General features: G+C 43.7%; 7 protein-coding genes. 4 read left to right on the plus strand and 3 right to left on the minus strand.

The window, feature by feature from the left end:
- The first annotated feature begins 72 nt into the window (after nt 1–72).
- The 4 genes from DC094_RS10615 to trpB all read left to right on the plus strand — a co-directional run bounded on the left by DC094_RS10615 (nt 73) and on the right by trpB (nt 8,526).
- A complete protein-coding gene (locus DC094_RS10615) occupies nt 73–750 on the plus strand; it encodes an SMI1/KNR4 family protein (protein ID WP_145959850.1) in 678 nt (225 codons plus the stop codon).
- The gene (locus tag DC094_RS10620; RefSeq protein ID WP_116687079.1) at nt 728–1,156 is read left to right on the plus strand and encodes a hypothetical protein; all 429 of its coding nucleotides are present in this window, start codon (nt 728–730) and stop codon (nt 1,154–1,156) included. The genes DC094_RS10615 and DC094_RS10620 overlap by 23 nt, the downstream gene beginning before the upstream one ends.
- A gap of 255 nt (nt 1,157–1,411) precedes the next feature.
- Nucleotides 1,412–7,138 (plus strand): CBM96 family carbohydrate-binding protein, encoded by a 5,727-nt coding sequence (locus tag DC094_RS22300; RefSeq protein WP_116687080.1) that lies wholly within the window; start codon nt 1,412–1,414, stop codon nt 7,136–7,138.
- Nucleotides 7,139–7,323: 185 nt separating this feature from the next.
- Nucleotides 7,324–8,526: a tryptophan synthase subunit beta gene (trpB, locus tag DC094_RS10630; RefSeq protein ID WP_116687081.1), complete on the plus strand. Its 1,203-nt coding sequence runs from the start codon at nt 7,324–7,326 to the stop codon at nt 8,524–8,526.
- A 247-nt stretch (nt 8,527–8,773) separates the two neighbouring features.
- Here trpB and DC094_RS10635 read toward each other — a convergent pair whose 3' ends face one another.
- The 3 genes from DC094_RS10635 to DC094_RS10645 form a co-directional block, all read right to left on the minus strand.
- The gene (locus tag DC094_RS10635; RefSeq protein WP_116687082.1) at nt 8,774–9,637 is read right to left on the minus strand and encodes an outer membrane protein OmpK; all 864 of its coding nucleotides are present in this window, start codon (nt 9,635–9,637) and stop codon (nt 8,774–8,776) included.
- A gap of 308 nt (nt 9,638–9,945) precedes the next feature.
- Nucleotides 9,946–11,685, minus strand: a complete 1,740-nt coding sequence (locus tag DC094_RS10640) for a thiamine pyrophosphate-binding protein (RefSeq protein ID WP_116687083.1) — start codon at nt 11,683–11,685, stop codon at nt 9,946–9,948.
- 329 nt (nt 11,686–12,014) lie between these two features.
- Nucleotides 12,015–13,691, minus strand: coding sequence for an FAD-binding dehydrogenase (locus DC094_RS10645; RefSeq protein ID WP_206605628.1), 1,677 nt, complete (start codon nt 13,689–13,691; stop codon nt 12,015–12,017).
- Nucleotides 13,692–13,726: the final 35 nt, after the last annotated feature.

Below are 13,726 nucleotides of genomic sequence, written 5' to 3' on the forward strand. Positions count from 1 at the left end.
GCCACTTCAAATTTAACAACTGAATTTTGAAGTAAGTTGGATGTAAGACTCGAAAAAGCCACTGAGGTTCTGATGCTCGAATCAATTGCTGCAACTTGGCACGCCGGACTTCGCTGGAAAAGACTGCAATCATACTTGAGTGCAATCTCGCCAGAGATTCAAGACAGCCTGCAACCGCCTATATCCAATCACACAATCAACCAGCTTGAACAACAATGGAGCTGCTGCCTACCCAATGACTATCGCCGCCTGCATAAATTCAGTAGTGGCCAAAACCATAAACGAACACCCGGTTTATGGTTGGGCTTGCATTGGCTAACTTTGGAGCAACATTTCTTCTGCCAGAGTAACTTGGATTACCAAATCATCTCACCAGAGCAAATCCAACAACCGCTTCGCAGTGAAAAATGGCTAGTGTTTGCAGGCAATCACAGTAAAACAGCTCAGTCATCTAAACAGGCTTCATCTAAGCAACCGTCATCTGGCGCATCATTAGCCATCGATTTTTCACCGGCAGGCTTTGGCACAGTCGGCCAAATACTAGTGCTATTTCATCATTCAAAAGAAGTTTCTTTACTCGCCGATAGCTTTGGCAGCTTTATAGATGACTTTTTACATCGATTAGATGATCATCAGCTCACCAGCGATTGCCATGGCCAGCTATTAAGCCGCAACAATCCTGAACAGCCATTAATTGACCAGCTCCACCAGCAACTGAGAAACCAACATGCTCGATGTTCATATCGATGATTTTTACAAAGATATCAGCGTTATTCTGCTGACCTTATTTAGAAATTTCCCTTGCAAGGCCAACTTATATGTTGATGACCTAACTGGCCCGGCAGTATTAGATGAATTTGGCTTACAAGATCGACGTTTTCGCTCGGCACTTTCTGCCATGAGCTGGTTGGCTGAAGAAGGCTATATTCGCCACAGCGGTGATTACAATCCCGATGGCTTAGACCAAGCAGTATTAAGCGAAAGAGCCTTTAAACAATTAACCAAAGCCATCACGATTAGCGACGTTTCAGAACAACAGCAGATAGAAAATATCGCCAGCATTATTGAGCAAGCCATACACGATCGGTCATCAATTAAAATTAAACACGCATGCCAAATGTTTTTTGGTTCGATTGATACAGCAGCTTTTGCATAAGGCGTGCCTGTAGAAAAAGCACACACATCCGAGCTCTAGCTAAGAGGCTGTTTTTTTTCAAAACAGCCTGCCTTCTACCACACAGCACCATTCTATTGTCGGTAGATCAAAACAACTATTTAAGCAAGAAATTCACGCCCACCTCACATCAAATGCGAGCCCGCTCTCATTAACGCGACACATTAATTGATATGGTTTCCATCATTAGCGCAACTATCATTTTTTGTCACCGCGGTGGCTAAAAGAGAGCATTACATGGCCATCACACCTCTTCGCTTTAGAGCGTTATTGTTATTCTTTGCTATTTTTTTCATCGCAGGCTGCTCAAGCAGCACTCCTGAAAGCACAACATCGGAAGACACTAAACCCGTTATTTTAGATAGTGACTCCGACGGCGTTCGAGATGAGCTGGACGCATTCCCTTTCGATCCAAGCGAAACCAAAGACTCCGATAACGATGGCGTAGGTGATAGGGCCGATAGATTCCCCAACAACCCCGCTGAATCAAAAGATTCAGATGACGATGGTGTCGGCGACAACGCCGATAGATTCCCCAAAGATCCAACTGAAACTGCCGATTCCGATAATGATGGCACCGGTGACAATGCAGACAAATTCCCCAACAACCCCGCCGAAACAAAAGACTCAGACCAAGATGGTGTCGGTGACAATACTGATGCCTTCCCTAACGACCCAACTGAAACTGCCGATCTTGATAAGGACGGTACCGGCGACAACGCTGATCCAACGCCTAATGGCGTTCCAGACGTCGGCATACCGGATTCGGATTCAGATGGCGTAACAGACAATCTCGACACATTCCCAAACGACCCTAGTGAAACCACCGACACAGACGGCGATGGCGTGGGCAACAATGCAGATGCCTTCCCATACAATCCGGCCGAAACCAAAGATTCAGATAAAGATGGTATGGGCGACAATGCCGATGCATTCCCATTAGATCCAAAAGAAACTTCAGATTCAGATAAAGATGGTGTTGGCGATAATTCAGACCTCTTTCCAAACAACCCATCTGAAACCAAAGACACAGATAAAGATGGTATGGGCGACAATGCTGATGCATTCCCATTAGATCCAAAAGAAATTTCAGATTCAGATAAAGACGGCATGGGCGACAATGCCGATGCCTTCCCAAATGATCCGAATGAAACTCTAGATTCAGATAACGATCGTGTTGGCGACAATGCTGATGCCTTCCCAAATGATCCGAATGAAACTCTAGATTCAGATAACGATCGTGTTGGCGATAACGCTGATGCATTTCCAAATGATGCTTCAGAAACTAAAGACACAGATAACGATCGTGTTGGCGATAACGCCGATGCGTTTCCATTAGATCCAAAAGAAACTCTAGATTCAGATAACGATAATGTTGGCGATAATGCCGATGCCTTCCCAAATGATGCTTCAGAAACTAAAGACACAGATAAAGATAGCGTTGGCGATAATGCCGATGCCTTCCCAAATGATCCGAATGAAACTCTAGATTCAGATAACGATAGCGTGGGCGATAATGCCGATGCGTTTCCATTAGACCCAAAAGAAACTCTAGATTCAGATAACGATAATGTTGGCGATAATGCCGATGCATTTCCAAATGATGCTTCAGAAACTAAAGACACAGATAAAGATAATGTTGGCGACAACGCCGATGCATTCCCATTAGATCCAAAAGAAACTTCAGATTCAGATAAAGACGGCATGGGCGACAATGCCGATGCATTTCCAAATGATCCGAATGAAACTCTAGATTCAGATAACGATCGTGTTGGCGATAACGCTGATGCCTTCCCAAATGATCCGAATGAAACTCTAGATTCAGATAACGATAGCGTTGGCGACAATGCTGATGCATTCCCAAATGATCCGAATGAAACTCTAGATTCAGATAACGATCGTGTTGGCGATAATGCCGATGCATTTCCAAATGATGCTTCAGAAACAGTTGATAGCGATGGTGATGGCATGGGCGATAATGCCGATGCATTTCCAAATGATGCTTCAGAAACTAAAGACACAGATAACGATCGTGTTGGCGATAACGCTGATGCCTTCCCATTCGATCCAAAAGAAACTCTAGATTCAGATAACGATAATGTTGGCGACAACGCTGATGCCTTCCCATTGGATCCAAAAGAAACTTCAGATTCAGATAACGATCGTGTTGGTGATAACGCTGATGCCTTCCCAAATGATCCATCTGAAACTCTAGATTCAGATAACGATCGTGTTGGCGACAACGCCGATGCCTTCCCAAATGATCCATCTGAAACTCTAGATTCAGATAACGATCGTGTTGGCGACAACGCCGATGCCTTCCCAAATGATCCGAATGAAACTTTAGATTCAGATAACGATCGTGTTGGCGACAATGCCGATGCATTTCCAAATGATGCTTCAGAAACAGTTGATAGCGATGGTGATGGCATGGGCGATAATGCCGATGCATTTCCAAATGATGCTTCAGAAACTAAAGACACAGATAAAGATAATGTTGGCGATAACGCTGATGCCTTCCCATTCGATCCAAAAGAAACTTTAGATTCAGATAAAGATAGTGTTGGCGATAATGCCGATGCGTTTCCAAATAATGCTTCAGAAACTAAAGACACAGATAAAGATAGTGTTGGCGATAACGCCGATGCCTTCCCATTCGATCCAAAAGAAACTTCAGATTCAGATAAAGACGGCATGGGCGATAATGCCGATGCGTTTCCATTAGATCCAAAAGAAACTCTAGATTCAGATAACGATAATGTTGGCGACAACGCCGATGCCTTCCCAAATGATCCATCTGAAACTCTAGATTCAGATAACGATCGTGTTGGCGATAATGCCGATGCATTTCCAAATGATCCATCTGAAACTCTAGATTCAGATAACGATCGTGTTGGCGATAATGCCGATGCATTTCCAAATGATGCTTCAGAAACAGTTGATAGCGATGGTGATGGCATGGGCGATAATGCCGATGCATTTCCAAATGATGCTTCAGAAACTAAAGACACAGATAAAGATAATGTTGGCGATAACGCTGATGCCTTCCCATTCGATCCAAAAGAAACTCTAGATTCAGATAACGATAATGTTGGCGATAATGCCGATGCTTTTCCATTAGATGCTTCTGAAACTAAAGACACAGATAAAGATAGTGTTGGCGATAATGCCGATGCATTTCCAAATGATGCTTCAGAAACAGTTGATAGCGATGGTGATGGCATGGGCGATAATGCCGATGCCTTTCCAAATGATCCATCTGAAACTCTGGATTCAGATAACGATAGCGTTGGCGACAATGCCGATGCTTTCCCATTAGATGCTTCTGAAACTAAAGACACAGATAAAGATAGTGTTGGCGACAATGCTGATGCCTTCCCAAATAATCCGAATGAAACTCTGGATTCAGATAACGATAGCGTTGGCGACAACGCCGATGCCTTTCCAAATGATCCGAATGAAACTCTAGATTCAGATAACGATCGTGTTGGCGATAACGCTGATGCCTTCCCATTCGATCCAAAAGAAACTTCAGATTCAGATAAAGACGGCATGGGCGATAATGCCGATGCATTTCCAAATGATGCTTCAGAAACAGTTGATAGCGATGGTGATGGCATTGGCGACAATGCTGACATTTACCCTAACGACCCAAGCAATCAAGGTGACGCCGAGTTTTTATTAAGCGGGCGAACGATTTATCAAGGTGATGCGCAAAGCTCGGTTGATTTTTCTTTCAGCCTTAATAACGGCAATGCAGATTCATTTGAAATGATTCAAGGTGTTCTGCCGCAGGGGCTTTCAATTCATCATGACGCTAACAATTTAAGCATTAGCGGAATGCCACAATACGCCGGTTATTATCGCTTGACTTTAAGAGCCACTAGCGGCCAAAAATCCAGCGATTTTTCAACCACAATTGTTATCGAACCTAGTAAGAAACTGGTCGATAATACAGTACGCACCGAAGCTTTAACTGCCGTAGCAGACAGCTATTTAACAAACAGTACAGATTTTAAATACGGAAACGAAAACAGCCTTAGAATCAGTAGCCAGCAATACAATGGCTACCAACAAAGTATTTTACGCTTTGACACACCCATAACTTCAGAACCACTCATATCTGCTTTTTTAGAGCTACATGTAGCCAAAATAAAGCATGGCGACGTGCCAGTAATTATTGATGGTGTTGCCAATAATTGGAATGAAGCAAGTGTAAACTGGTTTACTTTATTCATATTTGGCTCATCAAAAACTCGCCTTCCATTTTTTGGGCCAAAAATAAGCAATACGATTGCCGAAAATACCACTAACACAACTATCCGAATTGATGTTTCTAATTTGATCACCTCTACACTGCGCACAGATAAATCAGCAATATCATTCTTTATGTCACGCGCACACGACGGAGATTCTTTTGTCGATTTCTCTTCAAAAGAAGTCGCAGATAAAGCACCAAAATTAATCCTGAAATATCAGGCGGATAATAGCGCCGCATTTACTGTTAGCCACGATGCAAGCTCAAGTTTCCTTAATCGGCAAATCAATCAAACAATTAATTTGCAGTTTTCTAAGCCAGTTCAAACGCTACCCGATAGCGCTGTAATGTTGGAAAATGCAGAATTATTAGCGCTAGTAAAAACATCTGACAACACTTATCAAATATCGATGATTAGTGATGGCGACTATTTCGCATCATTCAGTTTAGATCACACACAAATTCGCTCAATAAATGATGACACTCTAGCTGCAACGCCATCAACTACCATTCCAATAATCGAACCAGTTCAGCTACCTGCAGCAATAAAAGATTCAATTTATATAAGGCAAGATGTCAATTTAAATAACGGCATACTTCTATTCGATATTCCCGCTCAGAATGAAGTAGCCCGCTCGGTTATTTTACAAATAACTCTGAAAGATATTCGTGATGATGGCACACCGCTCATTATTAGAAATGTGGTGAACAATTTGCCATCTAAAGCTTATGTATCAAAAATAATTCGTTATTCTGATGCAGGAAAAACCCATTTAATTGATATCAGCTCGCTCTTTGACACTCCGCTAACGGAAGGCTTAATGACATTAAGTTTTGAGTTTAATGAGCAAACTGATTCAACACATGTTACTCGAGCACAAGGTCTGTCCAGAGGAAATCCAACCGAATTTCCACAACTAAGAATCAACAATCATCACCCGTTACCCGCATCCACTTCAGACTTGATTCAAGAAGACTGGACGCAAACGCTAATCACCGCCGGGCAAGATCGTGTCACAGTGCATGGCGGTGCAATTATTGAATACGACAAGGTTCCAGAGCCTGCTCAATATCCAATTATTTATTATCCAGATGATAATCCAGCAACACTTGAGCTAGAGGGCCAAGCGCTACCGCAAAGCGGGTTAGAAAGAGAAGGAACAACCCCGCATTACGATGATCGTTTTCATGTTTGGCTAAGAATGGGGCGGGGCACCTATGTAGTTAATCCATATGCAGATGATAAAAAATGGACTCTATTTAATACCGCAGATGAAGCCTATTACCGAATGCCAACAAGTTCTGCTAATCATTATGATCCAGGCATTCTTGGCTATTACAACTCCATGGAACAGCGCTTAAATTTACAGGGCAAAACAGCTTATGAAAAACTACGCGCATTTTATGATTTCATCAAAGGGGATAATGATGACGTCTACTACAACTCTGCCGCTGGTCGAGGCACTGCCACTTTTGTAATGAATAAAATTTTGCACAACAAGCAAGTAAACAATGAAAAAAGAGTAGGCATTGCATGCTGGGGCTACACCTCACTATTCACAGGCTATGCCCGCTATCTTGGCTACGCCGCAACTCAGGCGGATACTAACGGTCATATCTGGACACTAATTCGATTCGACGATGCTTGGCATCTGTTCGATGCGACGCCTGGATACAGTTACTTCAATACGTTTGGTCGCCATTAATCGCTGAAAATACCCTTCTTAACTATTGAGTAACAATAAAAATGCCTGAAGCACTTAACCGAGCTTCAGGCATTTTTAGATTCAGCCAACTACTAAAATCCGGTTACTGCTGATTGCATTCGTTTTCTCTTGATGCGAATCTAGAATCTAGCCCCACAAATCAGCATTAAAAGAGAGCAATAACAATGTCGAATCAATCTTTTCTGCCGATGCCAGACCACAACGGCATGTTTGGTGAATACGGCGGCTCAATCATCCCACCTGAGCTGCAAAAAGCGATCGATGAAATCACTCTAGCCTATGAAGAAATCCGTCAGACCGACGTTTTTAAAGAAGAACTACGCGATTTACTAAAGCATTATGTCGGTCGCCCCAGTCCGGTTTATCACGCCAAACGACTCAGCGATGATGCAGGCGGCGCGCAAATTTGGCTTAAGCGTGAAGATCTTAACCATACCGGCGCCCATAAAATTAACCATTGCCTAGGCGAAGCCTTGCTAGCCAAGCATATGGGCAAAAAGAAAGTAATCGCCGAAACCGGTGCCGGGCAACATGGCGTTGCTTTATCGGCAGCTTGCGCCCTTGTCGGCATTCCCTGTGAAATCCACATGGGCGAAATTGACATTGCCAAAGAACACCCCAACGTCGTCAAAATAAAAATCCTGGGCTGTAAACTAATTTCGGTTGACCGCGGCACCCGCACTTTAAAAGATGCAGTTGATAGTGCCTTTGAAGAATATTTAACCAATCCGCAAGATTATTTGTATGCGATTGGCTCGGTCGTTGGCCCGCACCCCTTCCCGGCAATGGTGCGCGACTTCCAACAAATTATTGGCGAAGAAGCCCGCAAGCAAATGATTGAACGCACCGGTCGCCTACCAGATTATGCAATGGCTTGTATTGGCGGCGGATCAAACGCAATTGGTTTGTTCACTGCATTTTTAAGTGACGAAAGCGTTAAAATAATTGGCGTTGAGCCTTCAGGCAAAGGTTTAGATACACCGGATCATGCTGCAACCATGACGCTTGGAAAACCCGGTGCTTTACATGGATTTAAATCTTATTTACTGCAAGATGAAAATGGCCAGCCATTGCCAGTTTATTCAATTGCTTCAGGGTTAGATTATCCTGGCGTTGGCCCGCAACACTGCTATCTGAAAGATATCGGCCGAGTAGAATACACCACCGCCACCGACGATGAATGCCTCGATGCCTTTATGAAACTTTCTCGATTGGAAGGGATTATTCCCGCATTAGAAAGCGCCCATGCCGTTGCAGCTGCTGCTCGCATGGCAAAATATTTGCCGAAAACGACTAATATTTTGGTGAATTTAAGTGGTCGTGGCGATAAAGATGCAGATTTTGTGGCAGAGAAGCTGGGATTGTAATTTTTTTCTGCGCATACACTCAGCAAGCTTAAGGGGCCTTTTTTCTGTAAAGACCGACACGCTGGGAGCGCAGGCAGCTTGCCTGCATTTAAATGCGATAGCATTTTAATGAATCACTCTTGTGCCTTCGGCACTTTGCAGGCGAGCCGCCCGCGCTCCCAGAAAAACCAGCCTATATTGAACTGAACATTTCCTACAAGCATTAAAAAAGGCCGCAAAAGCGGCCTTTTTTACTGAGAAGTACAAATTAGAAGTTGTACTTAACAGTGTAGATAGCAGCATTCTTGTATCCGTCACCGCCCAGCTTGCTGTCTGCGTAGCGGTACTGAACACCAGTAGCGAACTGAGGCGTAATATTCCACCATGCAGCAACTGCACCCTGATGGCTCAGAGACTTTTCACTAGTCAATTTGCCCGATGTTGACACACCTACAGCAACCTTACTGTATGCATCCTTGCGGCCGAATTCAGTTTCATGCCACTGTGAAACTGCAAACTTCTGACCTGCCAGTTCGAAGTTGTACATACCAACCCAACCGAACATACCACCATTCAAGCCACTGAACTTACCAGCCAGAGGAGCACCGCGTTCGTCGAATGGAGTTGCAGGGTCATCAACTACACCAGCATCAACATTAGCCAATGTTGCACCAGCCGCACCAAATACACTGGTGGTAACTGTATGATGGAAACCAATAAATGGGTTAAAGAACCAACCATTGCCACCCAGGTTATAGCTAACACCAGCAACGGTGTTACTAGCGTTAAACCCACCAGAATTAGATGCATAATGCTGACCATACAGGCGTAAGTCTGCTAAACCAGTTTTATATGCGATAGTGCCTTTGTATGCAGTACGGATACCTTCATTACCACGAGGAGCATTTTCAATATCGAAGAAACCGTATACTTCACCCCAAGTAAAACCTGCACCACCTTCCAGTTCCAGGTATACAAACTCGTTGTGGTGGCCAGAACGTGCTTCAGTTCCATCAGACCAATCTAAATAGTTAACAGATACATCACCAAAACCATATAAATAATCAGCCGATGCTGGTGCAGCCATACCCATGGCCAGTGCAGCTACTGCTGCATACTTGATAGCTTTCATTGTGCATAAACTCCGAAATACAAGCAGTCGTCAATAACCGCTCTAGGCAGATCACATTACATTCCGAAATACACACTCACAAAAGTACCATTGGTCTGTACAGGACAGCTTTTCACGAATTCACTGACCGAGAGCAAGTGTTGTTATTTTTTTTGTTGCTCATTACGCAAAAAGTTCAATTTAATTACTACAAAAATTACGCTTGAGCCGAAATAAAAAAAAGACAAGAAAAGTGAGAGCCTTTCTTGCCTATCTTTTTTGAGGAAAAAATAAAATAATTAAATGTCAACCATTTATCTTTCTTGAACTCAACCAGTGACTTTCCTAACCACCGCCCGAGAAATCATTCTTGCCTTATCGCCCAATTCAATTCTTTTTAGATTGGTTTTTAAAATACCTTTCGTAAACCGAGTTTGCTTGCTGTAGTCGATTTTGACATCGATCAATACTGGCTTGTCGCTTTCAGATAGCCGCTTGGCCTTGGCCATCGCTTCAGCAAGCTGGCCGTCGTTTTCTATCGAGATATATTCAGCACCAGCCATAATCGCTAAGCCTTGCATATTTACCTCAGGTAAAGTGGTACAGGTTTTGCGGTTATAGGGTAAGTGTTGTGCTTGGGATATTTGCGACAGTTCACCATCATTAAAAATAAACAGCATCACGCCTAGCTGATGCTTTACTGCAGTGACTAGCTCCAAACCAGTCATCATCAAACAACCATCTCCAACAATACCAACAACCGTTCTTTTTGGCTGGGCCAACTTGGCACCAATCGCTGCTGGAACACAATAGCCCATACAGTTAAAATCAGTTGGCGATATAAAACCGCCCACACAGTGTATCGGCATTAATTCAGCAGTTAAAAAAGTATGATTGCCATCGTCAGCAACTACTAACGCATCATCATCTATTGTGCTGCGCAATTGCTGAAAAAACCGTGCGGGATTAACTCGATTTTTAGTATTTTTATGCGCCAACCATTCATTCAAATAAGCTTTTTTGTCGTTAGCGATTTGCTTTGCTAGCTTGCTTGAATCGGTAGGCTTGACGGTAATTTTTGCTTGTAACTGATCCAATACTTCTGCTGAATCACCATGCAGTGCAATTTTTGCTGGGTAATTAGCGCTAAACACTTCTTTATTAATATCAATATGAATCAAGTTATCTGGTACTTGCATACCAAAACTTCCGGTAGCAATTTCACCAAACCTAACTCCCACTGCCAATAAGCAATCGCAATCAGCAAAAGCATTTTCTGACGCTGGCACCGCATGCTGGCCTATAGCAAAGCCGGCATGCAATGGATGGTTCGCTGGAAAACAACCTGCGCCTTGCAAACTGGTTGCAACAGGCATACCTAATTGCTCTGCTAGCTGCTGAACTTGTTTTGCCGCGCCCTTCGCACCCCAACCAATAAATAGCCCAGGTTTTTTAGCTTTTTGCAGTAATGTCGCTGCACGCTCTACTGCAGATAAATCAATTACCGGCGTTTTCGGTAAACCAGGCACCGACGGCAAAGCTTTAATTTCACGGGCAAACAATAATAAATTCACCGGAATTTCTACAAATACTGGCCCTGGCTCACCTTCCAATGCTTTTTGCCACGCTTTATAAAGTGTCGGCTGAATTTGATCCAGCGTTTCAACGGTGGTCGCGAATTTGGTAATTGGTTTCATCATTGCCACCTGATCCATCTGGTGCAATTGATAGCTATGCCCGGTATCGGTACGTGTTCCTGCGGCAATCACCAGCATAGGAATACCATCAAGAAATGCCTCGCCAATTCCGGTTGACGCATAAGCCGCTCCTGCGGCAGGTACAATAGCCATAGCGCTCATATGACCCGACTCAGCATCAGCCAACCGGCCTTGAATCTCTGCCATAAACGCACCACAGCCTTCGTGGGTGACTAGTATCGGTTTTATCGAAGTCGATTTATTCAGCTCGTCATAAAGCTCGGTATTATGAACACCGGGAATACCGAAAGTGAATTTTATTTTTAACTTTTCCAGTGCATCTCTAACCAACCAAGCGCCTGTTTTTTTCATTATTTTCCCCTGGATTTTTTATTATTTATTAGAAACAGCAGAAATATCATTATCTTTTCCTGCATGTCTGATCTAAGAACCGAAGAATATTAAAATCATCCTGATCGCTGTTGCACTGAGCAGCTGTAGGCGTGAACTGCAACTTGACCATGAGACAATTAATTCCGTCAATTGATGTCTAGAATTATTTTCTGGTAATCGACATATTGTCTGCACGGCACTTACGGAAAACCCCAAAAGCTGTAGTTCGGCTTTGGCATCCTGCGTCGCCCTACCTTCCACATCCATGTGGTCGTCGCCGGAGGCTCAGTACAACCTACATCCAATCGTTATATTTCGGCAGCCAGTTCTTTCTCTGCACTTACTTGTCGGTTGATTGGTCGTTCAGATAAATCAGAATTTACAATATGCTTAGCTGCTTGGCGGGCGGTAAGAATACAACCCGATAAAAAAGTACCTTCCAATGAGCGCTTGCCACTGGCACCACCACCACCAAAACCTGCTGCTTCGCCAACTGCGTATAAACCTTCTATGGGCTGCCCTTGTATATTGAGCACCTGACTATCAAGGTCGGTTTGAATACCGCCAAGACTTTTTCTGGAGATAATTCGCTCGCGAATCGCTATGAGTGGGCCAGCCTTTGGATCGAGAATGGTCTGTTTCTTACAAGTACGCAGCTTATCGCCTTTCCACTGTCGCAAGTGTTTAATCCGCCTAAGCTGCTCATCATTTTGGAATTTTTCAGGCAAGTTTATTTGATGGTCCCATGCTTCAGCCGCATGACGCACATCAGAAAGCCTGACTTTATCTTCACCGGTTAGCTGATTCATATTATCCACCAGTTCAGCTAAGTTATTTCCAGTAATAAAATCTGGACAATGGTCAATCATTTCTTTAGCTAACCATTTATTACCCAGCAGAATATCTTTAATAAATGCCAGTATATTTCGATCGCGAATATTCGGGTTATGTTGCGCCCCCGATACCGCTAATTCTTTTTCACATATTTTAAGGTTTAATAACTGCCAACTATATTGATCAGGAAGCTCGGCGATCGCCTTACACAAATCATGAGTATCAAAAGCAGTAATTAACGGCTTAGGGCCAATTCTCTTTCCAGAACTATCTAGCCATAACGCCGTTTTAGGAGGGATTAGACTTAAACCATGCTCAGAAAATTTTGGGTCGGTATGCGCGACACCCGCAGCATAATTCCACATGTGTTCTAAGCGAGTTACCTTGCCGCCAACCGCCGTTACCGCATCATGGCCTCGACCATCGCAATAAGGGTGGCAACCATTTAAAAGCTTGCCTGCTCTAGGGACAGGTGAAATAGCATCGCTCCACACCCGGCGAACACGATCCAAACTGCCGTTTATACCGCCAGTAGCAACAATCACTCGATCACAAGTAATTTCAAAATCACGCTGATTGTGCTCATCAAAGCCCTTTATTCCCGTCACTTTTCCTTGTTGAACCTGCAAACTATCTAGCCGATGGCGAAACAACATTTGCAATCGTTGTTGCTGGGGGTGGTTTTGTAACTTTTGAATCAGCGTTTCAACTAAATGTTGGCTAGTACCCCAAATAACATGGTATCGAGGAACAGAGTTACCGGGCGTGTAATCGCCTCTTTCTGTCCAATTAACCGCTGGGATAAAATGAATACCTTTAGCCTTCATCCAGTCGTAGACATCACGACGTGATCGCTCAACATAAAATTCAGCCCAGCGGCGTGGCCAATAATCACTTTCGCTAAATTCGGCAAAAGACAGCCAATCTTTTAGTGCGATATCTGGTGAATCTTTTATTTTCATTCGCTGCTGCTCAGGCGTATCAATCAACGCCATGCCACCAAAAGCAGACCGGGCTAGGCCACCCATTTTTTTAGCTTCATCCCGATCAATCATGGTGATCTGGCATTGCTGATCGTTCTCCAGCAGCTCCAATGCGGCAACAATTCCTGCGATACCGCTACCCACGATCACTACTTCGGACTTACTCACTTCTGTTACCTGCATCATTCATCCCTGAGCCGCAT

The sequence above is a fragment of the Pelagibaculum spongiae genome (genome assembly GCF_003097315.1).
Taxonomy (GTDB): Bacteria; Pseudomonadota; Gammaproteobacteria; order Enterobacterales; family Pelagibaculaceae; genus Pelagibaculum; species Pelagibaculum spongiae.